Origin of the sequence: Tepidiphilus margaritifer DSM 15129, assembly GCF_000425565.1 — a bacterium.
Taxonomy (GTDB): domain Bacteria; phylum Pseudomonadota; class Gammaproteobacteria; order Burkholderiales; family Rhodocyclaceae; genus Tepidiphilus; species Tepidiphilus margaritifer.
This window is the reverse complement of sequence record NZ_KE384397.1, coordinates 151,873-178,659: the sequence shown is the minus strand read 5'-3', so window position 1 is coordinate 178,659 and position 26,787 is coordinate 151,873. Positions and strand designations below refer to the sequence as shown.

Annotated in this window: 26 protein-coding genes and 1 pseudogene; 14 read left to right on the top strand and 13 right to left on the bottom strand. The window is 61.7% G+C overall.

Going from position 1 to position 26,787, the window contains the following annotated elements:
- Positions 1 to 14: 14 nt before the first annotated feature.
- On the bottom strand, positions 15 to 1,025 hold the full coding sequence (gene moaA, locus H607_RS0109535) for a GTP 3',8-cyclase MoaA (protein WP_028875248.1): 1,011 nt from the start codon (positions 1,023 to 1,025) through the stop codon (positions 15 to 17).
- Positions 1,026 to 1,079: 54 nt separating this feature from the next.
- On the opposite strand from moaA, the gene moaC reads away from it, so the two are divergent.
- Positions 1,080 to 1,559 carry a cyclic pyranopterin monophosphate synthase MoaC gene (moaC, locus tag H607_RS0109530; protein WP_028875247.1) on the top strand — a complete coding sequence of 160 codons (480 nt, stop codon included), beginning with the start codon at positions 1,080 to 1,082 and terminating at the stop codon, positions 1,557 to 1,559.
- Between the two features lie 32 nt (positions 1,560 to 1,591).
- On the opposite strand, the gene narI is transcribed toward moaC, so the two are convergent.
- The 10 genes and pseudogenes from narI to mobA all read right to left on the bottom strand — a co-directional run bounded on the left by narI (position 1,592) and on the right by mobA (position 14,368).
- Positions 1,592 to 2,296, bottom strand: a complete 705-nt coding sequence (gene narI / locus H607_RS0109525) for a respiratory nitrate reductase subunit gamma (protein WP_028875246.1) — start codon at positions 2,294 to 2,296, stop codon at positions 1,592 to 1,594.
- A gap of 21 nt (positions 2,297 to 2,317) precedes the next feature.
- Positions 2,318 to 2,986 carry a nitrate reductase molybdenum cofactor assembly chaperone gene (gene narJ / locus H607_RS12510; protein ID WP_083962013.1) on the bottom strand — a complete coding sequence of 223 codons (669 nt, stop codon included), beginning with the start codon at positions 2,984 to 2,986 and terminating at the stop codon, positions 2,318 to 2,320.
- Positions 2,983 to 4,503, bottom strand: coding sequence for a nitrate reductase subunit beta (narH, locus tag H607_RS0109515; RefSeq protein WP_028875245.1), 1,521 nt, complete (start codon positions 4,501 to 4,503; stop codon positions 2,983 to 2,985). The genes narJ and narH overlap by 4 nt, the downstream gene beginning before the upstream one ends.
- 10 nt (positions 4,504 to 4,513) lie before the next feature.
- Entirely contained in the window at positions 4,514 to 8,242 is a 3,729-nt protein-coding gene (locus tag H607_RS0109510) for a nitrate reductase subunit alpha (protein ID WP_028875244.1), read from the bottom strand.
- A 21-nt stretch (positions 8,243 to 8,263) separates the two neighbouring features.
- Complete coding sequence (locus tag H607_RS0109505; protein ID WP_028875243.1) at positions 8,264 to 9,682, bottom strand: NarK family nitrate/nitrite MFS transporter; 1,419 nt, start codon at positions 9,680 to 9,682, stop codon at positions 8,264 to 8,266.
- Positions 9,683 to 9,700: 18 nt separating this feature from the next.
- A complete protein-coding gene (locus tag H607_RS12505) occupies positions 9,701 to 10,960 on the bottom strand; it encodes an MFS transporter (protein WP_037990251.1) in 1,260 nt (419 codons plus the stop codon).
- Positions 10,961 to 11,119: 159 nt separating this feature from the next.
- Complete coding sequence (locus tag H607_RS0109495) at positions 11,120 to 11,782, bottom strand: response regulator (protein WP_028875242.1); 663 nt, start codon at positions 11,780 to 11,782, stop codon at positions 11,120 to 11,122.
- The gene (locus H607_RS0109490) at positions 11,779 to 13,260 is read right to left on the bottom strand and encodes an ATP-binding protein (RefSeq protein WP_245563181.1); all 1,482 of its coding nucleotides are present in this window, start codon (positions 13,258 to 13,260) and stop codon (positions 11,779 to 11,781) included. Before H607_RS0109490 ends, H607_RS0109495 begins: the two co-directional genes overlap by 4 nt.
- A 123-nt stretch (positions 13,261 to 13,383) precedes the next feature.
- A pseudogene (locus H607_RS13810) lies at positions 13,384 to 13,551 on the bottom strand (hypothetical protein); the annotation flags it as partial.
- Positions 13,552 to 13,735: 184 nt separating this feature from the next.
- The gene (gene mobA, locus H607_RS12500) at positions 13,736 to 14,368 is read right to left on the bottom strand and encodes a molybdenum cofactor guanylyltransferase MobA (protein ID WP_051240807.1); all 633 of its coding nucleotides are present in this window, start codon (positions 14,366 to 14,368) and stop codon (positions 13,736 to 13,738) included.
- Positions 14,369 to 14,405: 37 nt separating this feature from the next.
- On the opposite strand from mobA, the gene H607_RS0109480 reads away from it, so the two are divergent.
- The 6 genes from H607_RS0109480 (at position 14,406) to mnmE (ending at position 18,518) form a co-directional block, all read left to right on the top strand.
- Positions 14,406 to 14,675 (top strand): DUF4282 domain-containing protein, encoded by a 270-nt coding sequence (locus H607_RS0109480; protein WP_028875240.1) that lies wholly within the window; start codon positions 14,406 to 14,408, stop codon positions 14,673 to 14,675.
- Between the two features lie 62 nt (positions 14,676 to 14,737).
- Positions 14,738 to 14,872, top strand: coding sequence for a 50S ribosomal protein L34 (gene rpmH / locus H607_RS0109475; protein WP_028875239.1), 135 nt, complete (start codon positions 14,738 to 14,740; stop codon positions 14,870 to 14,872).
- Complete coding sequence (gene rnpA, locus H607_RS12495) at positions 14,869 to 15,258, top strand: ribonuclease P protein component (protein WP_211218534.1); 390 nt, start codon at positions 14,869 to 14,871, stop codon at positions 15,256 to 15,258. The genes rpmH and rnpA overlap by 4 nt, the downstream gene beginning before the upstream one ends.
- Positions 15,243 to 15,452 (top strand): membrane protein insertion efficiency factor YidD, encoded by a 210-nt coding sequence (gene yidD, locus H607_RS0109465; RefSeq protein WP_028875237.1) that lies wholly within the window; start codon positions 15,243 to 15,245, stop codon positions 15,450 to 15,452. Before rnpA ends, yidD begins: the two co-directional genes overlap by 16 nt.
- A gap of 38 nt (positions 15,453 to 15,490) precedes the next feature.
- Complete coding sequence (yidC, locus tag H607_RS0109460; protein WP_028875236.1) at positions 15,491 to 17,131, top strand: membrane protein insertase YidC; 1,641 nt, start codon at positions 15,491 to 15,493, stop codon at positions 17,129 to 17,131.
- Between the two features lie 13 nt (positions 17,132 to 17,144).
- Positions 17,145 to 18,518 carry a tRNA uridine-5-carboxymethylaminomethyl(34) synthesis GTPase MnmE gene (mnmE, locus tag H607_RS0109455; RefSeq protein ID WP_037990245.1) on the top strand — a complete coding sequence of 458 codons (1,374 nt, stop codon included), beginning with the start codon at positions 17,145 to 17,147 and terminating at the stop codon, positions 18,516 to 18,518.
- A gap of 14 nt (positions 18,519 to 18,532) precedes the next feature.
- Here the strand turns inward: mnmE and H607_RS0109450 are convergent, their stop codons facing one another.
- Positions 18,533 to 18,862: a HigA family addiction module antitoxin gene (locus H607_RS0109450; RefSeq protein WP_028875234.1), complete on the bottom strand. Its 330-nt coding sequence runs from the start codon at positions 18,860 to 18,862 to the stop codon at positions 18,533 to 18,535.
- Between the two features lie 5 nt (positions 18,863 to 18,867).
- Positions 18,868 to 19,161, bottom strand: coding sequence for a type II toxin-antitoxin system RelE/ParE family toxin (locus H607_RS0109445; RefSeq protein WP_028875233.1), 294 nt, complete (start codon positions 19,159 to 19,161; stop codon positions 18,868 to 18,870).
- Positions 19,162 to 19,262: 101 nt separating this feature from the next.
- Between H607_RS0109445 and H607_RS0109440 the strand changes: the two genes are divergently transcribed.
- The 7 genes from H607_RS0109440 (at position 19,263) to H607_RS13710 (ending at position 26,741) form a co-directional block, all read left to right on the top strand.
- Complete coding sequence (locus tag H607_RS0109440) at positions 19,263 to 20,051, top strand: sulfite exporter TauE/SafE family protein (protein ID WP_037990242.1); 789 nt, start codon at positions 19,263 to 19,265, stop codon at positions 20,049 to 20,051.
- Positions 20,052 to 20,140: 89 nt separating this feature from the next.
- Complete coding sequence (speD, locus tag H607_RS0109435; RefSeq protein WP_028875231.1) at positions 20,141 to 20,527, top strand: adenosylmethionine decarboxylase; 387 nt, start codon at positions 20,141 to 20,143, stop codon at positions 20,525 to 20,527.
- A 4-nt stretch (positions 20,528 to 20,531) separates the two neighbouring features.
- Positions 20,532 to 21,404 carry a polyamine aminopropyltransferase gene (speE, locus tag H607_RS0109430; RefSeq protein WP_028875230.1) on the top strand — a complete coding sequence of 291 codons (873 nt, stop codon included), beginning with the start codon at positions 20,532 to 20,534 and terminating at the stop codon, positions 21,402 to 21,404.
- 71 nt (positions 21,405 to 21,475) lie between these two features.
- Positions 21,476 to 22,795, top strand: a complete 1,320-nt coding sequence (rsmB, locus tag H607_RS0109425; RefSeq protein WP_028875229.1) for a 16S rRNA (cytosine(967)-C(5))-methyltransferase RsmB — start codon at positions 21,476 to 21,478, stop codon at positions 22,793 to 22,795.
- On the top strand, positions 22,758 to 23,369 hold the full coding sequence (locus H607_RS0109420; RefSeq protein WP_157381295.1) for a DUF4390 domain-containing protein: 612 nt from the start codon (positions 22,758 to 22,760) through the stop codon (positions 23,367 to 23,369). The genes rsmB and H607_RS0109420 overlap by 38 nt, the downstream gene beginning before the upstream one ends.
- Positions 23,366 to 25,504 (top strand): sensor histidine kinase, encoded by a 2,139-nt coding sequence (locus tag H607_RS12490; RefSeq protein WP_051240806.1) that lies wholly within the window; start codon positions 23,366 to 23,368, stop codon positions 25,502 to 25,504. The genes H607_RS0109420 and H607_RS12490 overlap by 4 nt, the downstream gene beginning before the upstream one ends.
- Entirely contained in the window at positions 25,497 to 26,741 is a 1,245-nt protein-coding gene (locus tag H607_RS13710; RefSeq protein ID WP_028875227.1) for a sigma-54-dependent Fis family transcriptional regulator, read from the top strand. The genes H607_RS12490 and H607_RS13710 overlap by 8 nt, the downstream gene beginning before the upstream one ends.
- Positions 26,742 to 26,787 lie beyond the last annotated feature (46 nt).

Here is a 26,787-nt window from a genome sequence, read left to right as displayed (position 1 = left end):
GAGATCCCCTTTCGTCAACCGCCGGTGGCGTTCATGTGCCGGAAGAGCACGGGTTTGGCGGTGAGATCGAACTCGTGCCCTTTGGGTTTGATCGCCATCGCGGCGACGATGGCTTCCTTGAGCGGCTCGAGTTCGCCGGGATGGGTGCGCAGCACCCGGCGCAGGTCGACTGAGTGTTCTTGTCCCAGGCACAGCAAGAGCCGCCCTTCGGTGGTGACGCGCACGCGGTTGCAGTTGTCACAGAAATTGTGGCTATGGGGCGAGATGAATCCGACGAGGGTGCCGGTCTCGGCGATGCGCTCGTAACGGGCCGGGCCGCCGGTGCGTTCGACGGTGGGCAGCAAGGTGTAGCGCTCGAGGATGCGCGCGCGCACTTCGTCGCTGGGCACGAAACTCGCGCACCGATCGTGTCCTTCGAGCTCGCCGAGCGGCATCTCTTCGATGAAACAGAGGGTGAAGCCGCGTTCGGCGGCGAATTCGACCAGATCGAGGATCTCGTCGTCGTTGATGCCGCGCATCGGCACGGCGTTGAGTTTGATCGCTTCGAACCCGGCGCGCCGGGCTGCTTCGATCCCCTCGAGCACCTTGTCGAGGCTGCCTACGCGCGAGATGGCGCGAAAGCGCTCGGGGCGCAGGCTGTCGAGGCTCACGTTGATGCGCCGCACGCCGGCCTCACGCAGCGCCACGGCATGGCGAGCGAGCTGGGAGCCGTTGGTCGTCAGTGTGAGCTCTTTCAGGCCGGGGAGTTTGCCCAGTTCGGCGAAGAGCGAGAGGACGTTTTGCCGCACCAGGGGCTCGCCCCCGGTGATGCGCAGTTTCGTCACGCCCAGCTCGACGAAGGCGCGGCCGATCAACGCCATTTCTTCCAGAGTCAGGATGCGCGCCTTGGGCAGGAAAGTCATCTGCTCGTTCATGCAGTAGACGCAGCGCAAGTCGCAGCGGTCCGTCACCGACAGGCGCACGTAGGTGACGTGTCGGCCGAAGCGGTCGATCAGGGGCGGGGTGGCCGGGGCTCGGGTGTCCATCGCGGCGGCTCCTGTATCATCGTGGGGTCACGAACATCGCGTTTTGGAGTTGTCATGGCCGATTTGCCGCACCTCACCGCCACCGGCACCGCCCACATGGTGGACGTCGGGGAGAAGGAGAAGACGCATCGGGTCGCGATCGCCGAAGGATACATCGAAATGTCGCCGGCGGCACTCGCGGCGCTCGTAGCGGGCAACCTGAAGAAAGGTGACGCGCTGGCGGCGGCGCGCATCGCCGGGATCATGGCCGCGAAACGCACTTGGGAATTGGTGCCGCTGTGCCATCCGGTGGTGCTCACGCACCTGGATGTGGAGGTGGAGCCGGTACCGGAACGCGTGGCGGTGCGCTGCCGCGCCCGGGCCGAGACGCGCGAGCGCACCGGCGTGGAGATGGAAGCGCTCACGGCGGTGCAGGTGGCGCTCCTCACGGTCTACGACATGTGCAAGGCGATCGACAAGGGAATGCGCATCACCGACGTCGGCTTGGTGCACAAGAGCGGCGGGCGCTCGGGGACGTGGCAGCGGCAGGGGTGAGCGAGGCGGAAACCGCCCCGCGCAGCGGATATTCACCGCGATTCCTCTTGGTTGAATCGACGAGTGCGTACGATCTGGTACGGTCGGGAAAGGTAAGCGACTGAGCCAAAACCACTCCAGATGTGTACCAGTCGAGAGAAAGGAAAGAGCAGGAATAGCGTCATGCCGCAGAAAAGGTGGAGTTTGAAGACGAGCGGCGCTTCGGCGATCGCGGCGGCAGCACCGGGACGGAAGGTGACGATGCGTTGCGCCCAGTCGGAAAGCGCGAGCATCACACTGCCATCGGCATGTCCGGCCGATACATAAATGCTGGTGAGCCCCAGCGAGAGCGTCAGTAAAATCCAAAAGAGGATGACGAAGTCCATCGTCTTGCTGTTGGCTCGGATTCTCGGCTGCGTCAGGCGCCGATGAATCAGCAACAGCAGACCGACGAGACACATCGTCCCGGCGATTCCGCCAGAGACCATCGCCAGCAGCTGTTTGTGCGCAGGGGCCAGGAAGGGCTCATAGATCCAATGCGGAGTGAGGAGACCGACGAGATGTCCTAAAAAAAGAAAGAGGATGCCGATGTGGAAAAGATTGCTGCCCCAGCGCAATTGACCTCGCTTGAGCAGCTGTGAGGAATCGCTCTTCCACGTGTATTGGGCATAATCGAAGCGCACGAGACTACCTAGTAGGAAGATCGTGGCGGCGATGTAGGGGTAAGTGCCGAACAGAAATTGGTGTAGGGAATTCATGGTCTTCTCCTTCGGAAGCGATCAGCAACCGGCTGAGGAACGAGGGGAAGGCGTTTGCGAGCCGAAAGGGGCACCGCAGATCGCGGCACCGGCTCGTGGGCCGAAGGCGGGTGCCTCGGCCCAAGCTGCATCGAGCGCCTCGGGGGTGTCGTCGAGCGTGGCTGCTTCCACTTCTTCTAGTGGCGCTTCGAGTCCCGCAGTGGCCAAAAGTGCAGCGAATACTGTGGCGTAGTAACTTTGGCGACGCGCAAGCCCGGCGTGGATCATGATCAGGACGTGGGCCGTTTCTTCCAAGAGCTCGGTGGCTTCTCGCGGCTCGCACAGCGAAAGATATTCGAGCAGCACTGGCAGGTAGTCTGGCAGTTCTCCGGCGGAGAGCTCTAGCCCTTTGCTGGCATAGAGCTTCTTGAGTTCGACCATCGCTTGACCTCGATCTCGGGATTCACCGTGGATGTGCTCGAAAAGGTGCAGCGACAATGCCCGACTGCGATCGAAGAGATCAACGTAGTGTTCCTGTAAGGCCATCAGATCGCTTCCTTGCAGCTGGCCGAGGAAGGCGAGGAGCCGCGCCCGCTCGGCAGGCGGCACGAGCGCTTCATTCTCTATCGTCTCGGCAAGCTCGGGCAGCGCCTCGAGGAGCGCTTCATTGGGATAATCAAGCAGTGCGGCGAGCGCGCGAAAGGTTTTCATTTGCTGATCTCCTTGAGAGGGATCACCCGTTTCTTCCCACCGAAAAGATTCGGTTTGTCAGTTCCGCCGCTACAGCCATCGCCGAAACTGAATCCACACGAAGCGCGTAGATCGTAGGCGTCCTCAGCATATTCGCGGTGCGTGGTGGGGATCACGAAACGGTCTTCGTAATTCGCGATGGCAAGGATGCGGTACATCTCCCGCACCTGGGCTTCGGTGAGCGCGACGCGCTCCAGCAGTGCGGCATCGGCCTTGCCTTCGACCGTTTTGCCCCTCATGTAAGCGCGCATGGCGAGCAGGCGCTCGAGCGCACGCTGCACCGGGGCGATGTCGCCGGCAGTGAGCAAGTTGGCGAGATAGCGCAAAGGGATGCGCAACCGAGACACGTCTGGTAGCAGGCCATCGTCCGGCAGCAAGCCGCTGTTGGCGGCCGACTGGATGGGCGACAGGGGTGGCACGTACCACACCATCGGTAGCGTGCGGTATTCGGGGTGCAGCGGGAGTGCTACTTTCCATTGCACGGCCATCTTATAGACGGGCGAAGCCTGGGCGGCACGGATCCAATCGTCAGGGATTCCATCGGCGCGGGCCTGTTCGATCACTTGGGAATCGAAAGGGTCGAGGAAGACACTGAGTTGCGCAGGATAGAGATCCTTTTCATCGGAACTGGCGGCTTTTTTTATTCTATCGGCATCATAGAGCAGAACACCAAGATAGCGAATGCGGCCAACGCAAGTTTCGGAGCACACCGTCGGTTGGCCCGATTCGATGCGCGGATAGCAAAAAATGCATTTCTCTGCCTTGCTCGTCTGCCAGTTGAAGTAAATCTTCTTGTACGGGCAACCGGAGATGCACATGCGCCAGCCGCGGCATTTGTTCTGATCGATAAGAACGATGCCGTCTTCCTCCCGTTTGTAGATGGAACCGGAAGGGCAGGAGGCGACGCAGGTGGGATTGAGGCAGTGTTCGCACAAGCGCGGCAGATACATCATGAAGGTGTTTTCGAACTGCCCGTAGATTTCTTTCTGGACCGCGGCGAAATTCCGGTCGCGGGCGCGGATGCTAAATTCGCCACCGAGCAATTCTTCCCAGTTTGGCCCTCCTTCGATTTTTTCCATGCGCTGGCCGGTGAGCAACGAGCGCGGCCTGGCTACGGGAGCGCTCTGCGACAAAGGTGCTTGTTGCAGGTGTTCATAGTCGAAGGTGAAAGGTTCGTAGTAGTCGTCGATCTCCGGCAGGTTGGGGTTGGCGAACAGCGAGGAGAGCACACGTAGGCGCCCGCCGATGCGGGGGGTGAGCGTGCCGTCGTCAGCGCGTTTCCAGCCGCCTTTCCATTTATCCTGGTTTTCCCATTCTTTGGGATAGCCGACGCCCGGCTTGGTCTCGACGTTGTTGAACCAGGCATATTCGACACCAGGTCTTGAGGTCCAGACGTTCTTGCAGGTGACGGAACACGTGTGACAACCGATGCATTTGTCGAGGTTGAGCACCATCCCGATCTGAGCCCTGACTTTCATGAATATCTCCTTAGATGGTTTCGTCGGCAAGGGGTCGGTCGAGCCAATCCACCTTGGCCATCTTGCGCACGATGATGAATTCGTCCCGGTTCGAGCCGACGGTGCCGTAGTAGTTGAAACCGTAGCTCAGCTGGGCATAGCCACCGATCATGTGCGTCGGTTTGGGACAGACGCGGGTGACGGAGTTGTGGATGCCACCGCGTACGCCGGTGACTTCGGATCCTGGTGTATTGACTATTTTTTCCTGGGCGTGATACATCAGCACCATCCCTTGTGGGACGCGCTGTGATACCACGGCCCGGGCAGTGAGGGCGCCGTTGAGATTGAAGACTTCGATCCAGTCGTTATCGACGATGCCTGCTTTACGCGCATCGACTTCCGAGATCCACACGATGGGTCCCCCTCGAGATAGGGTGAGCATCAGCAGATTGTCGGTATAAGTGGAATGGATACCCCATTTCTGGTGCGGTGTGATGAAGTTGAGCACCACCTCGGGGTTGCCGTTGCTCTTCTTGCCGAGCATCTCGCGTACGGTCTTGGTATCGATGGGTGGTTTGTAGGCTACGAGCGCCTCGCCGAAAGCCCGCATCCAGGGATGATCCTGATAGAGCTGCTGACGTCCGGTAAGCGTGCGCCAGGGAATGAGCTCATGGACGTTGGTGTAGCCGGCGTTGTACGAGACGTGCTCGCTCTCCAGGCCAGACCAGGTGGGCGAGGAGATGATCTTGCGTGGCTGGGCTTGGATGTCGCGGAAGCGGATCTTGTCCTCCTCCCTGCCGCGAGCTAGATGGGTGTGATCGCGCCCGGTGAATCGCGACAGCGCCTCCCAAGCCTTTACTGCGACTTCGCCATTCGTCTCAGGAGCGAGATAGAGAATTACCTCGGCTGCGTCGATGTCGCTTTCAATGCGGGGTAGTCCTTGGCTGATACCCTCTTCGGTAACGACATCGTTGAGCTTGGCGAGCCCTTCTACTTCGTGCTCGGTATTCCAGGAAATGCCCTTGCCGCCGTTGCCGAGGCGACGCATCAGAGGGCCCAATGCCGTGAATTTCTTGTAAGTGTTAGGATAGTCACGCTCGATCACTATCATTTGCGGCGCAGTCTTGCCCGGAATCAGCTCGGTTTCGCCTTTTCTCCAATCATGCACTTCGAGTGGTTGAGCAAGTTCGGTCGGCGTGTCATGCAGTAGCGGCGTGAGCACGAGGTCTCGTTCCACACCGAGGTGCCCAACGGCGAGCTCGGAGAACTTGCGCGCGATCCCTTTGTAGATTTCCCAGTCGCTGCGTGCCTGCCAGGCAGGATCGACGGCCGCCGACAGCGGATGGATGAAAGGATGCATGTCGGAAGTGTTGAGGTCATTCTTCTCATACCAGGTGGCAGTGGGTAAGACGATGTCGGAATAGAGGCAGGTGGTCGACATGCGAAAGTCGAGCGTCACCAGGAGGTCGAGCTTACCTTCGGGGGCATTCTCATGCCAACGTACCTCCTGCGGTCGTTCCCCTCCGTCTTCGCCGAGATCTTTGCCTTGCACGCCGTGTTGCGTGCCGAGCAGATGTTTGAGGAAGTACTCGTGGCCTTTGCCCGAGGAACCCAGCAGGTTGGAACGCCATACGAATAGATTGCGCGGGAAGTTGGCCGGATCGTCGGGATCTTCACAGGCGAGTGAGAGTTTTCCGCTCTTGAGCGCCTGCACGACATAGTCTTTGGGATCTCGTCCGGCAGCGGCTGCTTTGCGGGTGAGCTCCAAAGGGTTGGCACCGAGCTGCGGTGCTGAGGGCAGCCATCCCATGCGCTCGGCGCGAACGTTGAAGTCGATGAGGCTGCCGCGATAACGATTGGGGTCGGCCAGCGGAGAGAGGATTTCGGTGACCTTGAGTTTTTCGTAACGCCACTGGTCGGTGTGGGCGTAGAAAAAAGAGGTTCCATTCATGTGACGTGGAGGTCGGTGCCAGTCCAGGGCGAAGGCAAGCGCCGTCCATCCCGTCTGGGGCCGCAGCTTCTCCTGCCCGACGTAATGGGCCCAGCCACCGCCGGATTGTCCGATGCAGCCGCAGAAGACCAGCATGTTGATGACGGCGCGGTAGTTCATGTCCATGTTGTACCAATGGTTCATGCCGGCGCCGATGATGACCATCGATTTGCCATGTGTCTTGTCGGCGTTGTCGGCGAACTCTCGCGCCACGCGGATCGCCAGCGCACGGGGCACGCCAGTGATGCGTTCCTGCCAGGCGGGTGTGTAGGGAACATCGTCGTCATAGGAGGAAGCAATGTTCTCTCCACCCAGACCGCGGTCGATGCCGTAGTTGGCAAGTGTTAGATCGTAGACGGTGGTCACGAGCGCCTCGCCGTCGGCTAGCCGGAGGCGCTTGACCGGTAGGTGACGCAGCAGGATCTGATCGTGCTCGGTAGAAGGGAAGTGCGCGTGCGGTTGCCCGGCGAAATAGGGAAAGGCCACCGAAACTACCTCGTCGTGTGCCTCGATGAGGCTGAGCCGAGGCTGCAGTTCGGCTCCACGCGCATCTTTCGGCTCGAGGTTCCATTTCCCTTCCTCTCCCCAGCGGAAACCAATGCTACCGAGCGGAACGGTGGGTTCGCCGCTTGCCTCGTCGAACACCACGGTCTTCCATTCGGGGTTATTCTCCTGACCGAGCCGGTCGGAAAAGTCGCTGGCGCGGAGGAAACGGCTGGGGACGTAATATTTCCCCCGTTTCTCGAGCCGCACGAGGTGGGGCATGTCGGTGTAACGGCGGGCGTAGTCGAGGAAATAGGCGCTGCGTCCCGTCTGGTGGAATTCCTTCAAGATCACGTGCCCCATGGCCAGCGCCAGGGCAGCATCGGTGCCTTGTTTGGCCGGTAGCCACAGATCACAGAGCTTGGCCACTTCCGAATAATCGGGAGTGATGGCTACGGTCTTCGCTCCCTTGTAGCGGACCTCGGTGAAGAAGTGTGCATCGGGAGTACGTGTCTGCGGTACGTTCGAGCCCCAGGCGATGAGGTAGCTTGAGTTGTACCAATCCGCCGATTCCGGTACGTCGGTTTGCTCACCCCAGGTCTGGGGGCTGGAGGGTGGAAGGTCACAGTACCAGTCGTAGAAGCTCAGGCACACGCCGCCGATGAGCGACAAGTAGCGGCTGCCGGCGGCGTAGGAAACCATGGACATGGCCGGGATCGGCGAGAAACCGGCAACGCGATCTGGGCCATATTTCTTGATCGTGTAGATGTTGGCCGCAGCGATGATCTCATTGACCTCGTCCCAGCTTGCCCGCACAAAGCCGCCCAGACCGCGTACAGACTTGAAACTGCGCGCTTTTTCGGCGTCTTCGATTAGACTCTGCCAGGCCTCGACCGGGGAGAGAGTCTTGCGCGCTTCGCGCCATAGTTTCATTAGCCGACCGCGGATCAGAGGATACTTCAGCCGATTGCCGCTATAGAGATACCAGGAATAGCTCGCCCCACGGGGACAGCCACGCGGCTCGTGGTTTGGCATATCCGGTCGTGTGCGCGGGTAGTCAGTCTGCTGGGTCTCCCAGGTAACGATGCCGCCTTTCACATAGATCTTCCAGCTACACGAACCGGTGCAGTTGACCCCGTGCGTCGAGCGCACGATCTTGTCGTGCTGCCAACGCATCCGGTAGGCGTCTTCCCACGCCCGGTCTTCCTCCCGCACCTGACCGTGACCGTCGGCGAAGGCGGGGCGCTCTTGAGTAAAATATTTCAGTCGGTCAAGAAAATGGCTCATGGGTTTCTCCAAAAATAGCAATCAGCAAGGAATTTCGGCGTTCTTGCGCGAATAGAACCACCAAGTAACGACGATGCAGGTGAGGTAGAAGAGGATGAAGAGCCACAAAGCTGCCTCTGCACCACCGGTGAGGTCAATGGAAGTGCCATAGGATTTGGGGATGAAGAAGGCGCCATAAGCAGCCACCGCCGAGGTGAAACCAAGTACTGCCGCTGCCTCTTTGCTCGCGTTTCGGGTTGCCTGTGCCTTAGCTTGCTCTCCTTGACTAGCGCTCCAGCGCTCGTGTAGCGTACGGAAGATCACCGGGATCATGCGGAAAGTAGAACCGTTGCCGATGCCCGAGGTGAAGAAGAGCAGCATGAACATGGCGAAGAATCCAGCGAAACTGCCTTCGGTCGGCCCCCAAGGCAGGGCAAAAGCGTTGGCCGTGCCCTTGGGCAGGAAGATGAGCACACCGAGCCCAGCAATCGTCATCACGATGAAATTCCAGAAGGTGACGCGGGCACCACCGACCTTGTCAGCGATCCAACCGCCCAAGGGACGGCTCAGCGCCCCCACCAATGGGCCGAGATAGGCGTATTGCAGAGGATCGACGCCTGAGAACTGCGTCTTGATGAGCATGGGGAATCCGGCCGAATAGCCAATGAAAGAACCAAAGGTGCCCAGATAGAGCCAACACATCAGCCAGTTATGTTTGCGCCGAAAGATAACGGCTTGCTCGGCGAAAGAAGCCCTGGCCGCGGCAATGTCATTCATGCCGAACCATGCCGCGATCACCGTGGCGAGGATGAAGGGTACCCAAATGAATCCGGCGTTTTGCAGCCAGATGAGCTTTGTCTCTTCTCCCTTGACCCAGGTTTGCGGCCCGCCGCCGAGCGTACCGAACACAGCCGTAGTGATGACGAGCGGTACGACGAACTGAGCCACCGATACGCCGAGGTTTCCCAGACCGGCGTTGAGTCCGAGCGCTGTGCCCTGCAGCGATTTGGGGAAGAAGAAGCTGATGTTGGCCATGCTGGAGGCAAAATTGCCCCCGCCGAAACCACACAGCAATGCGATCACCAGGAAAGTTACGTAGGAAGTGGAAGGATCCTGTACGGCGATGCCCATCCAAAGGGCCGGAATTGCCAACGAAGCGGTCGATAGTGCCGTCCATAGACGCCCGCCGAAAATGGGGACCATGAAGGAATAAAAGATGCGTAACGTCGCACCGGAAATTCCAGGTACCGAGGCGAGCCAGAAGAGTTGGTTGGTGGTGAAGCGGAAACCGATGTGTGGCAGATTTACGATCACCACGCTCCATACCATCCAAATGGCGAAGGCGAGCAACAGGGCCGGAATGGAGATACACAGATTACGGATCGCAATGCGCCTGCCTTGCTGCTGCCAGAACACCGGATCTTCCGGGTTCCATGTAGTCAATACACGAGAAGAAGTCATGAGGGGCTCCTGAAAGGCTCAGCGGGAGGAAGGGGTTGGTGTGAAGGAAGAGTCGCTACGCCGCCGAGGAACGATCTCGGTCCAATACATCCAGACGAGCGACACGAAGGTGATGCCCCATAGCAGCATGAAGATGCTCGAGCGCAGCCCAGTGAGGTCGACCAGCATCCCGAACATAATAGGCAGCAGAAATCCTCCAAGTCCGCCGATGAGGCCGACGATGCCGGAGATGACCCCGATGTTTTCGGGATATTGGTCGGATATGTATTTAAAGACCGAGGCTTTGCCGATGCCCCAGGACAATCCAAGAACGATGAGCAGCATCGTGAAGACCCACGGATTGAGGCCGATATGCAGCGTCAGCGACCCATGCACTGTCTGCACAGTCATATCCGTCTGTGGGTAGGACATGAAGAAGAGGCACACCCAGGAGATCAGCAGCACCCACCACGTGACGGGGTGGGCGCCGTAGCGGTCGGAGAGCCAACCGCCGAGCGCACGGATGACGCCGGCCGGCAACACGAAGGTAGAGGCGAGCAGGGCGGCGATCTTGATGTCGAAGCCGTATTCGTTGATATAGTATTTCGTCAGCCACAGGCTGAGGCCGACGTAACCCCCGAAGACGATAGAATAATACTGGCATAATTTCCAGACATTCGGATCCTTGAGCGCACGCAGCTGGTCGCGGAAGGTGATGGTCGATCGCACTCGGTGGGAAGGGTCGGTGTAGGTGAAACACCAGAAGAGGATGGCGGTGACGAGCATCGCGACCGCATATACCTTTGGCACGGACTGCCAACCATAGGCGACGACCAAGGAGGGTGCGATGAACTTCGTGAGCGCGGCACCGGAGTTCCCCGCTCCGAAAATGCCCATCGCCAGACCCTGTCGGCTCTTGTCGAACCAGCGTGCCACGTAGGCGATGCCGACTGAGAAGGAGCCGCCAGCCAGGCCCATGAATAATCCCAATACAAGGTACTGCCACAGTTCGGTCGCCCGGCTGATCAAATAAATTGGAACCACCGTGACGAGCATGAGTGTCATGAAGACAGGGCGTCCACCGTATTTATCGGTGAGCATCCCCAGCGGTAACCGGATCAGTGAACCGGTGAGCACAGGAGTGGCGGCGAGCAGCCCGAACTCGGTCTCGTTGAGCCCCAGCGTCTCTTTGATTGGAATCCCAATGATCGAGAACATTACCCAGACGGCGAAGCAGATCGTGAAAGCGAAGGTACTCGCGGTCAGGACCGAGATCTGCTTGTAGGTTTGCGATGCCATGATCTGCCTCCGTGATGGGAATCGACATTCCGGAAGGAAAACGGCGATCCTGTCGATGACGAAGGCAGTGTAGGGCGCAACGGGCGATGCGCCTATTCCACGGAAGGCGAAAGATGGCGAGACAAAAGGAGGATGGGGAATACGCCGAAAGAACTAGGCTCAGTCTTTGGCTGCTAAACCCTGCTCGACGGCGTAGACGGCGGCCTGAACCCGGCTAGCCAGATTCAGTTTGCGTAAGATGTGCTGCACGTGGATCTTGACGGTGCTTTCGGCGAGATCGAGGGCTCTGGCGATCTCCTTATTGCTCGCTCCTCGGGCGATAAAGGCGAGGATTTCACGTTCACGCGGACTGAGCTTTTCATGTTCCGCCTGCGGTGCGATCGCGCTGGCGGTGGAGTGCCGGATACCTTCGACGAGCTTGCCGGTCATTTGCGGTGACATTACGGCTTCGCTACGCACCGCACGTCGGATGCCATCGATGAGCTGATCGATCTCGATGTTCTTGAGCAGATAGCCCTTGGCACCTCTCTGAAGGCAGTCCATCAGGTCGGAAGCTTCTTCCGAGACCGTCAACATGACGACTGGCAACGAGGGGTGCTCCTCGAGCAGCAAGGCGAGGGTGTCACGTCCGCTCAGGCCGGGAAGATTCAGGTCGAGCAAGACGAGGTCAGGCTGGAGTTGGGTACTGCGCTTGATGCCTTCGAGACCGTCGGCCGCTTCGCCGACGACCTCGATGTCGGGCTGGCGGGAGAGCAGCGCTTTGACCCCGCTGCGAAAAAGCGCATGGTCGTCGATGAGCAGGACGCGGATCTTTTTCGTCATGCAGCCTCCCGTTGGAGCAGTGGCAGCAGCAACCGTACGGAGGTTCCCTTGTGCGGCGTCGAGAGGATGTCCATCGTGGCGCCGATACGGTGCGCCCGCTCGCGCATGATCTTCAGCCCAACGTGGCCGCCACCGTCCTCCAACCTTCGAGGATCGATGCCACAACCATCGTCGCGAACCTCGATGCGGTACGTTTCGCCGCGCTGAATCTCTACGGTGACTTTCGTGGCAGAGGCATGTTTACGTACGTTCGACAGAGCCTCTTGCACGATGTGCAGAACTTGTAGCTGCTGCTCGGTGGTGAGTGGCATGCCCACCCCGGAAATCTGCAGATGGGTATGAATCCCAGTCTGACCTTCAAATTTTTCGAGGGCCGAGCGTACCGTTTCTTCGAACTCGCTGGCACCGGGGCGAAGGCGGAAATGGACGAGGAGCTCGCGCACGTCGTCGTAGCTCTCTTGGATACCTTCGCGGATCTGGGCGAGCTCGGCGAGCGCCTGCTCTTGTTCCCCGCTCTCGATCGATCGGCGCAGCATCTGGGCCTGCAAGTTGAGAAAGGCGAGCGATTGGGCAATCGAATCGTGCAGTTCTTGGGCAAGAAGATTTCGTTCCTCGGAAACGGCGAGCTCGCGTTCTCGCGAGACGAGCTGGCGGTTTTCGATGGCAATTCCAAGATGCTGCACCAGCGTTTCGAGCAAGCGCTGCTCTTGGGGCATGAGTTCCCTTGCTTCGCGGAAATAGAGATTGAAGAGCCCCAGCCGCTGTTTTTGCACCGCGATAGGGAGAATCCATACGGAGCGGTAGCCAGCGGCCTCGCAGGCATAGGGAAATTTGTCCTTGGCCGGAAAAGTCTGGGCGAGCGTTTGTCCTGTCCAGGCGCTCGCGCCGCACAGGCATTCCCCTTGTGCGAGACAGCGTTCCTTGGTGATGAACCCCGGTTGCAGTCCTTCATGTACGAACAGGTGGATTTGCTGCGTTTGAGGATCGATCATTCGTATCGAAGCGGCGTCGGCCCCTATGGCCGGGAGGACGGCCTGCACGAAACCACGACACAGGGTCTCGATGTTCCCAGGCTCTTCGAGAGAAGAAGAGACGCCGTAGAGTAACGCCAGTTCGCGGTTGCGCGCCTCTAGATGTCGTGTCTTTTCCTCGACGCGTTGCTCGAGCGTAGCGTAGAGGTCTTGCAGGTGGGCGGCCATGCGGTTGAAACCACGGGCGAGATCACCGAATTCGTCCTCGCTCTCCACGGGTACACGCGCGGAAAAATCTTCCTGCTCCATGCGCTGCACCCCTTCTTGCAGACTGAGTACGGGGCGGACGACGAGCAGAATGATGAGATAAACGAGCGCGACGGTCCCGCCGATCGCCAGCCCCAGGAGCCCCAGTTGTAGGCTACCGAGCAGTGCCGTGTTGTGGGAACTCGCCTGTTCGATGTCGGCGACGAGCGCATCGATGCGTCCAACGAATCCATCTAGCATGTTTCGCAAGCGAGGCAGGTAGTCGAGCCTCCGTTCGATAGGGACGGTAAGGAGTGATTCGATGTAGGGACGGATTTCCCTCGACCAGGTGATTTGGATGTCTGATAGCTGCCGTCGAATGGCGGGTTGTGGCGGCACAAACAATGGTCGACCCTGATCGCCGACTTCGAGTCGGTTCAGGACTTCCTCGAATCGGGTGATTTCTTTCTTGATCTGATCATCGGGATTTACATCGGTGGATTCTTTGCCCCCGCTCTGGGTCAGGAGAAGGGCAATCCGGTACGAACGCATGCGTTCGCTGCCCAGATCGTTGATCGCTGCGGCGCTACCTTGGAGCTGCCAGGAAACGTACAAAGTGAGTGCATTGGCCAGTGCGACGAGCAAGGAGAAGGCGATGAAGATGGCCGGGAGGCGAAAACCGAGCCTACGGAAAAACGGTAACATGGAAAACAGGCCTGGGGGTCGTGTCGGCTCACTATAGCAAAGGGCGAGGAAACGGGACAAGGCGCGCTTCCAGCGCACGACGTTCTTCCTCCGTATTCACGTTGACGAAGGCTTCGGATTCGTCGGAAAAATCGGCCACCGCCAAGCGTTGCGCCGTGAGCCAGGCTGCGACCTTGCGCTCGCCCGCGCGCAAACGGCGTTCGAGCTCACCGCGCGCGGTGACCGGTACGAGGGCGAAGACTGGCTGTAACCGCCCTGCGGCTTGGGCGACGGCCACGTCGGCCCCTGCGGCGCAGCGCGCCTGCCATAGCCGATCGACGAGGTCGGACGGCAAAAGGGGGCAATCGCAGGGCACGACGACCACCCAGTCGGTGCGCGCAGCGGCGAGCCCCGCGGCGATGCCGGCGAGCGGCCCGGCGAATCCGCCTTCGAGATCCGGGATCACCGGCACGCCATAGGCGGCGTATCGTTCGTGGTGGCGATTGGCATTGATGAGGATCGCCTCGGTCTGGGGGCGAAGCCGGTCGAGCACGTACTCGACGAGCGGCCGTTCGTGCAGTTCGACCAGGCCTTTGTCGACGCCGCCCAGCCTCGTGCCGCGACCGCCAGCGAGGATGAGGCCGGTGAGGGGAGGGGTTGGTGTATGATGTTTGGGCGTCATCATGATTTTTGTCCCATTTGCCTTACTTCTAGGAGGAGCTATGAAAGATATTTTTTTCTTCGACAAGATGCTCACGCCGGTAATCATTACTTTTGTTTATTGGATTCTGTTGCTCATAGCGTTTTTCTCGGGTGTGGGGGTGATGTTTTCCGGCTACGGCGGGTTTTCCTTTGGAAATTTCCTGATGGGGCTACTTACCATGCTCGGTGGTGCGGTAGCGAGCCGTATCTGGTGTGAACTGGCGATCGTCTTTTTCAAGATGAACGAGGCGCTACAAGATCTTCGTGCCAACCAAAAGCCGCCGCAATGATTGCTTGACACCGCTAGGGATTGTCTGTTAAATAACGAGATTTTCCCGTTCGAGGTGGTCCCATGAAACGCACCTATCAACCCTCCAAGATCCGTCGCAAGCGTACCCATGGTTTCCTCGTGCGCATGCGCACCCGCGGTGGCCGCTCCGTGATTCGGGCGCGGCGGGCCAAGGGTCGTCATCGCCTGGCCGTTTGAGCGGCGAGATCCCGTCTGAGGCGGAGGCACGTTTTCGCCGTGCCGACCGCCTGCTGCGACCGTCCGAATTCTCGCGCGTCTTTACGGCGCGGCGGGTGATCCGCGGGCGGTTTTTTGCCGTACACTGGAGCCCAAACGACCTGGGTCGCCCGCGTCTGGGGCTGGTGGTGGCAAAGAAGCTCGTGCGCCGCGCGCACCAGCGCAACCTCGTCAAGCGCATCGCCCGCGAGACTTTCCGTCTCGAAAAATCGCGGCTGCCGGCTTGCGACGTGGTGGTGCGGCTGAGCGCGCCGATCGCCGAGGCCACGCGTCGGATGCTGCGCGAGGATCTCCTTTCCTGCTTCGAACGGCTTGTGCGGGAGGCCGGCAAATGCGCCGCCTCCTGATCGCGCTCATCCGGGGTTATCAAGTGGCGATCAGCCCTTGGCTGGGGCGCAACTGCCGGTTTTATCCGAGCTGCTCGCAATATACCTTGGAAGCGATCGAGCGCCATGGGGCGCTGAAAGGTCTGTGGCTGGGGGTGCGGCGGGTGTCGCGCTGCCATCCCTTTCATCCCGGCGGGCACGACCCTGTGCCATAATTCGCCGATTCTTTTGCCCGTTTTCCCAGGATGGATCCATGGAACAACGCCGCCTGATCCCGTTGTTGGTGTTCCTGTTCTCGTTGGTGATGCTGTGGGAGGCATGGTTGCGTCACAACCAGCCGGCGCCGCAACCGCAAGCCGAGCGTCCCGTCGCAACGCAGCAAGGGGCCGGTCTGGGTGAGGTACCCCAGTCACAGCGGGCCGCCGTGGCACCGGTTTCCGGAGCGATCGAAGAAACCCAGGCGCACCATATGGTGGTCGAGACCGATCGTTTTACCGCGGAGATCTCGGAGCGCGGTGGCGACATCGTCTTCCTCGCGTTCAAGGACTACGCGGCCCGCGAGGACCGCAGCAAACCGTTCGTGCTCTTCGACGATGGCCGTGCCGGCCACGTCTATCGCGTGCAGTCGGGGCTGATCGGAGCGGGCCTGCCGAACCATCGCTCGCAATGGCAGCTGCCGGCCGAGGCCGTGCAGCTTGCGCCAGGGCAGGACGTGCTGGAGGTTCGGCTCACGGCCCAGGCGGACAATGGGGCGCTCGTGACCAAAGTGCTGCGCTTCAAGCGCGGTGAATATCTGGTCGAGGTGCGCCACGAGGTTGCCAACGCGGGCACGGCGCCGCTCGAAGCGTCGACTTATTATCAATTCCTGCGCGATGGTTTGCCGGCCGAAGAGCACTCGCTCTTCGGGGTTCGCACGTTCACCGGCCCGGCCGTCTATACCGCCGAGAGCAAGTACAAGAAGATCAACTTCGAGGACGTGCTCAAGGGCAAGGCGGAGTTTCCGCGGCTCGCGCAGGATGGTTGGATCGCCATGGTGCAGCATTACTTCGTCGCGGCCTGGTTGCCGCAGGAGGGGGTGCAGCGCGAGTTCTATGTCCGGCCGGTGGAGGGGGGCTTGTTCCAGACGGGGGTGATCCTGCCGCTGGGGACGGTCGCGCCGGGCGAAGCGAAGGAGGGAAGCGTTCGCCTCTATGCCGGGCCGCAGACGCAGAGTGTGCTGGGTTCGCTTGCGCCGGGGTTCGATCTGGTGGTCGATTACGGTTGGCTCACGGTGATCGCCGCGCCGCTCTTCTGGGTGCTGTCCTGGTTGCACAGGCTCACGGGGAACTGGGGCTGGGCGATCGTGCTGGTGACGGTGCTCCTGAAAGCGATCTTCTTCCCCTTGTCGGCGGCGAGTTACCGTTCGATGGCCAAGATGCGCGCGCTCACTCCGCGTCTGCAGCGCCTGAAGGAGCTCTATGGCGACGACAAGGCGCGCATGCAGCAGGAGATGATGCGCATCTACCAGGAGGAGAAGGTCAACCCGCTGGGCGGCTGCCTGCCCATCCTGGTGCAGATCCCGGTGTTCATCGCGCTCTACTGGGTGCTGCTCAACAGCGTCGAGATGCGCCAGGCGCCGTGGATCCTGTGGATCCAGGATCTGTCGATGCGTGATCCTTACTTCGTGTTGCCCATCCTCATGGGCGTGTCCATGCTCGTGCAGATGAAGCTCAACCCGCAGCCGGTCGATCCGATGCAGGCGAAGCTGATGCTCGCCATGCCCATCGTGTTCACGGTGATGTTCCTGTGGTTCCCTTCTGGTCTGGTGCTCTATTGGTTCACGAACAACGTGCTGTCTATTGCCCAGCAGTGGTGGATCACGCGGCAGATGGAGCCAGGAAAAGCTGCGAAGTGAGGTCGGCGGCGACGTGAGCGGAGAGCGGCAGACGGAAGGGGCGCCGCGCGAGGTGATCGCGGCGATCGCCACCGCACCGGGGCGCGGCGGCATCGGTGTGGTGAGGGTCTCGGGACCGTCGCTCGCAGCATTCGTCGAAGCGCTGCTCGGACGGGTGCCGCCGCCGCGCAGGGCGACGTTTGCGCGCTTTCGCGATGCGCGGGGCGCGGTGATCGACGAGGGGTTGGCGCTGTACTTCCCGGCGCCGCATTCGTTTACCGGCGAAGACGTGCTGGAGTTGCACGGGCACGGCGGGCCCGTGGTGCTGCAACTGTTGCTCGAGCGCTGTCTCGAGCTGGGCGCCCGGCTCGCTCGTCCCGGAGAATTCACCGAGCGCGCCTTTCTTGCCGGCAAGATCGATCTGGCGCAGGCGGAAGCCGTGGCCGATCTGATCGACGCGTCCACCCGGGCGGCGGCCCGAGGGGCGGCGCGCTCGCTCACGGGGGAATTCTCCCGCGCCGTGCGCGCCCTGCAGGAGCGCTTGATCGAGGCGCGCATGTGGGTCGAGGCCTCGCTCGATTTTCCCGAAGAGGATCTGGAGCTCATCGCTGCCGCGCGTATCCGCGAGAAAGTGGCCGAAACCCTGGCCGCCCTCGATCGGCTGCTCGAGAACGCGCGCCAGGGAGCGCTGCTGCGCCGGGGTCTGCACGTGGTCATCGCCGGTGCGCCCAATGTCGGCAAGTCGAGCCTGCTCAATGCCTTGATGGGGGAAGAGCGGGCGATCGTCACCGACATCGCCGGTACCACCCGCGACGTGTTGCGTGAGGCGATCCAGATCGAAGGCATTCCGCTTTACGTGATCGACACGGCGGGGCTGCGAGCCACCGACGATCCGGTGGAGCGCATCGGCGTGGCGCGCACGCGTGAGGCGATTTCCCAGGCCGATGCGGTGCTCGCGCTGCGCGCGCTCGATCAGGCCGAGGCGGCCCCGCTCGAGGAAGTGCTGGCGCTCGCCCCACCCGAAGTGCCGGTGATCGAGGTGGTGAACAAGATCGACTTGACGGGCGAGGCGCCGCGGCGCGAGACGGGGGCGGAGGGGCGCATTCGCGAGCGCGTGTGGCTGTCGGCACGCACCGGCGAGGGGCTGGACCTGCTGCGCGCGGCGCTGCTGGAGGTGGTCGGCTGGCATGCCCAAGGGGAAGACGTCGTATTGGCGCGAGAGCGGCATCTGGAGGCCTTGCGCGAGGCGCGTGGCTCGCTCGCCGCGGCGCTGGAGACGGGTGAAATGTTGGAGCTGCTCGCCGAGGAGCTGCGCGCGGCGCATCGGGCGCTCGGTCGCATCCTCGGAGAATACGACGTGGAGGATCTGCTCGGCGAGATTTTCAGCCGCTTCTGCATCGGTAAGTGAACGAAGTCATGGTGTCATTGAGCGGCATATCGCGTCTCGTCATGATTGGCTGCGATGCGTCGCACGTTCTCGGCGTCCTGGGCATATGCTTGATGGCGGAGATCCCACACGGTGACGGCATGCTGGATGTTGAGCCAAAATTCAGCGGTGGTACCCAGTGCTTTGGCCAATTTCATTGCCATGGGAGGAGTCAAGCTTGCCTTGTCGTGTACGATCCGACTCAGGGTATTTCGATGTACGCCCATCGCATCCGCGAGTTCGCCCACTTCGATATTCATGGGTTCGAGAAATTCGCTCTTCAGGATTTGTCCGACGGTCAGAGGACGGCGTTTTGTCGACCACATGGGTTTCATCCTTGGTAAGTATGTGCGTCGAGGTAGGTATCTTCGGCAGTGCCGTCTACCCAACGAAAAACCAGACGGTATTGTTTGTTGATTCGGATGGAACACCAACCGCGAAGGTTCCCTTGGAGATGTTCGAAACGGTTGCCCGGGGGAACGCGGAGGTCTGACTCGTCGGCGGCGGCGTCGAGGATTTGCAGCTTGCGAAAGAGGGTTTCCTCCAAAGTCGAGGGAATTTTTCGGTGGCGTCGGTCGGAGACGTAAAAGGCTTCGAGCCAGTCATCGCGAAAGGTGATCGCCATCGCCCCTTTCCTTGCTGCGAGGATTCTATGCAGGCGATCATGGTACGTCAATCTACGTCAATCGAGACATGTTCCACGTGAAACATCCTAAAGGAGCGTAAATGGGGCTCGAAGATTTGAGCTGGATGTGGCTCGTCCTAGGAGGGGCGGCCTTTCTCGCGGGGCTCATCGATGCGGCGGTGGGGGGCGGGGGGCTCATCCAGGTTCCCGCTTTGTTGCTCGCTTTTCCGCAGTCGCCGCTCGCGGATCTCTTCGGCACGAACAAGGTCGCTTCCGTGGTGGGCACGGCGGCGGCGGCGCGGCAATATCTTCGTCGTATCGCCCTGCCGGGAACGCTGTTGGCGACGGTGGCTGTCGCGGCCGGCGTGGGGAGTTGGTTTGGGGCAAGCGCGGTGACGCATTTTCCGCGGGAGTGGGCCCGCCCTCTGGTGCTGGTGCTGCTGAGCCTGGTGGCGATCTATACCTTTGCCAAAAAGGACTTTGGTCTGCAGTCTCGCTCGGCGGCTTGGGAACGGGCCGATCTGGCACGGGCGCTGGGTATCGGGCTGGCGATCGGGTTCTACGACGGATTCTTCGGTCCCGGCACGGGCAGTTTTTTCATCTTTGCTTTCGTGCGTTTGTTGCGATTGGATTTTCTCCATGCGTCGGCTCTGGCAAAAGTCGGCAACGTGGCGACGAACGTTGCGGCCATCGCCTATTTCTGGGGCCATGCGCACATCGCCTGGGCCCTGGGAGGGTGGTTGGCGCTGTGCAACGTCCTGGGTTCGCGCGTCGGCAGCGGCCTGGCGCTGCGCCATGGTTCCGGCTTCGTACGCAAGCTCTTCCTCGTCGTGGTGGCGGTGCTGATCGTGCGCTTGAGTTGGGAACAATTGTCCCCATATTTATTCTGATTGCGGGCACACCGCGGTGGGGAACGAACGCCTTCGGGCAGTTCGTTGTATAATTTTCGGTTTTCCATGGCTGGCCGGGAGAAGTGGAGATGAACGGTCTTCATCTGATTGCGGATCTCTATGATTGCCGCTGCGATGTCGCTCTGCTCACCGACCGGGAACGGTTGGAGACTTTGTGCGTGCAGGAGTGCCGGGACGCCGGCTTGACGCCGCTGGGTGCTTATTTCTATCAGTTCCGACACGACGACGGCGAGAATGCCGGCGTCACCGGCACGGTGGTGCTGGCCGAGTCTCACCTGGCCATCCATACCTGGCCCGAAACGGGCAATGTCACCTTGGACGTCTACGTGTGCAATTTCTCCAAGGACAATTCCGAGCTCGCGCGTCGGGTGTTTCGCCGTGTGATCGAGACGCTCAACCCGATGGAGGTGGTGAGCCATTCGGTGGTGCGCGGCAAGATCGCGCCGCGGGAGTGAGGCGATGAGCGAACGCACGACGCGGCTGTGGGAGTCCTTGAGCGACTGGAGCGGCTATTATTTCGACGTGACCGAGTGCCTGGAACGCGGTCGCAGCCGCTACCAGGAATACGAGGTGTGGAATTCGCCCCTATTCGGGCGCATGTTCCGCCTTGATGGCTGCGCGATGACGAGCGAGGCCGATGAATTCATCTATCACGAGAATCTCGTCCATGTGCCGGGGCTCGCGCATGCGGGGCCGCGTTCGGCGCTCGTCATCGGCGGCGGCGACGGCGGTTCGGCCGAGGAACTCTTCAAGTACCGCACGATGCAGCAGGTGGTGTTGGTGGAGCTCGACGAGAAAGTGATCGAGCTCGCTCGCACCTATTTTCACGTGGTGCATCGCGGCGCGCTCGACGATCCGCGTCTGGAGCTGCGGGTGCAGGACGGCCTGGAATACGTGCGCCGCGTGGCTCCGGCCGAGGGAAGGAAATTCGACCTCGTGGTGCTGGATCTCACCGATCCGGTGGGGCCGGCGGCGGCGCTTTACCAGGAGGAGTTTTTTCGGGCGTGCAAGGCGCTGCTCGCCGAGGGCGGGGCGCTATCGCTGCACGTGGGGACGCCGGATCATCAGCCTGAACGAGTGCGCGAGCTGCTGCGGCGCCTGCGTGCGGTCTTCGCCCATGTTCGCCCTCATTTGCACTATATTCCGCTTTATGGATCGAATTGGACACTCGCCTGCGCGTCTGATGCATTCGATCCGGCATCGCTCGACGAGGCGACGCTGGATGCGCGCATCGCCGAGCGTGGATTGCGCAACCTGCGTTATCTCGACGGTGCAACCTATCGGGCGCGACTGGTCATGCCACGCTATTTGCGCGAGATCATGCAGCCGTGAAGGAACGCTCGCCGGATGCGGCCGGACGAAATGTTTCACGTGGAACATCGCCTGAGGTCGATCCCCGCACCTTGAGCGGTGCGATCGAGCTCGCGGCCCAGGTTATCGACAGGGTCCTCGCGGGACACAATGCGCTGGAGCATTATCACGCCCTGCGTGCGGCGCATCCCGTGACCGAGCCCGGCGCTTGGGGGCGGGTGCGTGATCTGTCCTGGAGCGCTCTGCGTGACTACGGTTGGGGGCGGTGGGTGTTGGCGCGGCTCGCCCCGCGCGGCGTGCCCGAACCGGTGCTCGCCCCTTTGCTGGTGGCGCTGTCGGCGCTGCGCGACGGTCCGCGCGATGCGCATGCGCTCACTCATCAGAGCGTGAGTTGCGTGCGCGCGCGGCAAGAACGTCTGGCGGGGTTCGCCAATGCCTTGTTGCGCACGTTCCTGCGCGAGCGCGAGGCGCTGCACCCCGAGGCGCTCGCCGAGGCGGCGCGCGCGAGCGCCGCCGTGCCTGCCGTCGGACCGGAGGAGCAGGACGTGGCGGTGGCGCATTTCCGCCATCCGCGCTGGTGGATCGACAAGGTGCGCGCGCAGCATCCGCTCGACTGGGAAGGAGTGTTGCATGCCGGCAACACCCATCCACCGATGGGTTTACGGCTCAACCGCCGCCGCATCGACGAGGCCGGGGCGCTCGCGCGGTTTGCCGAGGCCGGCATCGCCGTGCGTCACGTCGGTCCGATGGCGCTGCTGCTGGAACGGCCGATGCCGGTGGCGAAAGTGCCCGGCATCGCTGAGGGTTGGGTCTCGCCCCAAGACGTAGGGGCCCAGTTCGCGGCGCGTCTGCTCGCTCCGGTCGACGGCGAGCGCGTGCTCGATGCCTGCGCTGCACCGGGTGGCAAGAGCGCGCATCTGCTGGAATTGGCCGACATCGAACTCACCGCCGTCGACGTCGAGGAGTCGCGCCTCGTGCCACTGCGCCGTGCTCTGGCGCGGCTGAACGTATCGGCGAGCGTGCTGCGCGGCGATGCGCGTCATCCTGCTCGCTGGTGGGATGGCAGGCCGTTCGATGCGATCCTCGCCGACGTACCGTGCTCGGGCAGTGGCGTGGCGCGACGTCATCCCGATATCAAATGGCTGCGCCGTGCCGAGGACGTCACCGGGTTTGCCCGCCAGCAACACGAGATCCTCGAGGGTCTGTGGCCCTTGCTCAAACCGGGCGGACGGCTCTTGTATGCCACCTGCTCGATCTTTGCCGAAGAAAACGAAGAACAGGTACGAGCGTTCGTGAAGCGCCATCGCGATGCCCGACCCGTTCCCCTCGGTGACGGGCGTGAGACGCTCGGCCTGCTGCCTGACGAGACACACGATGGGTTCTTCTACGCGCTGCTGCGCAAAACCGCTTGATCCGCTTCGTCGGCGGTTACTGTTCGCCCTGGGTGCGCTTCCCTTGGGTACTGTGGGTCTGTTGGTCAATGACGGGGCGGCGGTGGCCGATGCCGCGTCGCGGGCGCGACTGTGGCGCGACGGCACGGGGAACTGGTTTCTCGACGCAGATCTGGGGTTCGAGCGTTTCCCCGCCGTATGGGAAGATCTGCTGCAGCGCGGCATCGCCATGCCTCTGCGCTTGGAGCTGATGCTCTATCGGGAGCGCTGGTATTGGAGCGATCAGCTGGTCTTCGGCAAATTCTGGCGTATCACCATACGGCATCAGCCGGTGACCCAGGATTGGCTGCTGACGGTGGGCGATACGACCCAGGTGTTCTACGATCGGGAGACGTTGCTGCAGTCCTTGCGCTTGATTCGCGGCTGGCCCGTGGCCGGCGACGTGTTCAATCCGTTGGCGGACGTGCGGGCCGAATTGCGGTTGGCCGTCGACCTGTCGCAATTGCCGCAGACCCTGCGTGCGAGCGCGCTCGGCAATGACGTCTATGCCTGGGAGGTGGGGCCTTATCGCTGGTACCCCTGGAGGAAGCGATGAACCGCGGCCTGGTGGTAGTGATCCTGGCGGTCGTGGCGATCTCGATCTTCCTGCTCGCGACGGCCAGCAGCAATACCGACGTCTTCGGTTCCGCCTTTCCCTATTTCTTGACGCTGAATGCGGCGGTGGTGGCCGGGCTCGGCGTCTTGTTGGGGCGTCAGGCTTGGCATCTCTATCGGCAGTATCGGCGCCGGAAATTCGGCACGCGACTTCGGGTTCGGCTCACGCTCATGTTCACCGCCATGGCCTTGATTCCGGCGGTGATTCTCTATCTCGTCTCGATTTTCTTCGTGGTGCGTTCGATCGAAACCTGGTTCGACATCCGGGTCGAGCGGGCGTTGGAGAGCGGGGTGGCGCTGGCGCGCAACACGCTCGACAACCTGGTGCTGAAAGCGCGGCATGACGCGGAGACGCTGCGGGGGCAACTCGCTCAGGCGGGGGCAGTGGACATCGCCACCCTCACGCCTTTGCGCGAGAATTTGGGGATCAGCTCCATCACGGTGCTCAACGCCAAGGGAACGCCCCTGGTGACGGTGAGTCCGGATGATCGCTGGTTGGGTTCGGTGTTGCCCACCTCCATCGAGCTGCAGGCAGCCCGCAGCACGGGGCTTTTCCATCGGGTCGATACCTCTCCTGAAGGAGTGCCGGTCATCCGGGTGATCGCAGTGCTCGGCGCCACGATGCCGGGCAGTACGACGGAGGCGGCCTATCTTCAAGTAGTACAAAGGGTACCGGCGAACATCGCCGAGCAGATCGACGCCGTACAGACGGCCTATCGGGATTACCAGCAGATCGTGGTCGGCAAGGAGGGGCTGCAGCGTATCTATGCGCTCACGCTCACCATCACCGTCTTGCTGTCTTTGCTGGCGGCGCTCGCCTTGGCCATGTATCTGTCGCGCAAGTTCATCGCGCCGCTGATGGTGCTGGCCGAAGGAACGCGGGCGGTGGCGGCTGGCGATTATCGACCGCTTGCACCGATCGCGGCCCGCGACGAGTTGGGGGTGCTGACGCGCTCGTTCGATGCGATGACGCAGCAACTCGCCCAGGCGAGGCAGGCGGCCGAAGAGTCGCATGCCCAGATCGAGGCGGCACGCGCTTACCTGGAGACGATCCTCGCCAACCTCAGCACCGGTGTGCTGGCGTTCGATGCAGAGGGGAAATTGACCATCGCCAATGCCGCCGCTTCCCGTATCCTCGAAGTCGATCTGCGGGGGTGCACGGGGCATCCTCCTTCCTCCTGGACGATCGAGCCGGAGTTTGCCACCTTGATCGCCGAGCTCATCGGCCGTGAGCCGGCAGGCCCCACCGAATGGCGCCGTCGCTGCGCCGACGGCCATACCCAGATCCTGCTGCTGCACGTGGCTGCGCTACCGACGCGCCACGGCAGCGGCCGTCTAGTCGTGTTCGACGACGTCACCGACCTCGTGCAGGCGCAGCGCACCGCCGCCTGGGGGGAAGTGGCACGGCGCCTCGCGCACGAGATCAAGAATCCGCTCACCCCGATCCAGCTCTCGGCCGAGCGCTTGCGCTACAAGCTCGCCGACCGTCTGGGTCCCGAAGAGCGGCAAATGCTCGAACGTGCCACGCAGACGATCATCGATCAAGTGGAGGCGATGAAGAATCTAGTGAATGCCTTCCGCGACTATGCCCGCCTGCCGGCGCCGAAAAAGGATTGGCTCGACCTGGAATCCCTGTTGCGCAGCGTGTTGGTCCTGTACGAATCCTCACCAGCGCGCCTGGAACTCGACTTGCCTCAGGAACCTTTGCCGGCATTGCGGGCCGACGCTTCCCAATTGCGACAAGTGTTGCATAATCTCATCCAGAATGCCCAGGATGCGCTGGAGGGGCGTCAGCACGGCCTGATTCGTATTGAGGTCGCTCGCAAGGCGGATACCCTCACCCTGCGGGTGCTCGACAATGGTCCGGGTTTTCCCCCGGAGCTGCTGCGCCACGCGTTCGAGCCCTATTTCACGACCAAGCCCAAAGGGACGGGGCTGGGTCTGGCGGTGATCAAGAAGATCCTCGACGATCATGGTGCGCGGGTCCGCCTGGTCAACCGGACGGAAGGAGGGGCAATGGTGGAAATCGAATTCCCGCTCGGCGACGAGGTGCGTGAAGGAGGCCGGGATGGCTAAAGTGCTCATCGTCGACGATGAAGTCGGTATTCGTGAGTTGTTGCGCGAAATTCTCGAAGATGAGGGTTATGCCGTCGAGACGGCCGAAAACGGCCTGCAGGCGAACGAGCGCCTGGAGGCCGAGCGACCCGACGTGATCCTCCTCGACATCTGGATGCCCGACGTCGACGGTATCACCCTCTTGCGGCAGTGGATGGGACGTCAGCCGCCGGCACCGCCGGTGATCATGATGTCGGGACACGCCACGATCGACACGGCGGTGGAGGCCACGCGCATCGGGGCGATCGATTTTCTCGAGAAACCCATCTCGATGCAGAAGCTGCTGCCGGCGATCAAGGAGGCGGTGGCGCGATCCCGACAGGCGAAAGCACCCAGCGAGGTAGCGATCGGCCGTCTGGGGGAGCATCCCCTGCTCGCACCGGTGTTGGACAAGGCCAAGGACCATCTCCAGCGCTGCGGACTCCTTTATCTCCAGGTCAGCGACGCCTTCCTCGTCCAGGCGCTGGGGCAGGCCCTGAAACTGGGCGAGGGGCCGACGCTCGATCTCGGTGCCGAAACGCAGCCGCTCTCACTCGATAAACTGCAGCGGGCGCGCGGCGGGCATTGGTATGTGCGCGAATTGCGCAGTCTCACCCGTCTTCAGCAAAAGAATCTCTGCTTCGCTCTCGAGCGCCGGGGAGAATATTCCGCACGTGTGATCGTCTTCGGAGATGTGCCGACGGAAACCATGGCTCGAGACGGGTGGCCGGAGTCGATCGTGGCTGCTTTCGCCCAATGCCGCGTCGAGGTGCCGAAGCGCGATGAAGCCTTGCGTGCGCTCGACACCCTCGTGCCGCTGGCGCTCGCCGAGGTGGCGCAGCGGCATGGTTGTACGGCGGTTCCCCAGATTCCGCCAGGGTGTCTGACGCGCATGCCCAAGGGCATGCTGCCGGCCGAGCTCGATCTCTTTGGTCTGGCCGAGGCCTTGCTGGCAGCCCAGGAGGATGGCGTCGTCCCCCAAGCGGCGATCGAGCACATTTTTGGTCTGCCGGATCAGCCCACGCTGGAGCGCCTGCTCACCCTGCCGCTGCGCGAGGCGCGCGAAGCCTTCGAGCGCATGTACTTCGAGCGCCTGCTCGAGCGCGAAGCCCTGCCCATGAGCCGGGTGGCGGAGCTCGCCGGTCTGGAACGCACGCATCTCTACCGCAAGATCAAGCAACTCGGCCTGTCCATCAAGCGCGCCCAGGATGCCGACTGAGCTCCGTATAATGGCGGCTGTCCTGTCGCCTCACGGAGTCGCCTTC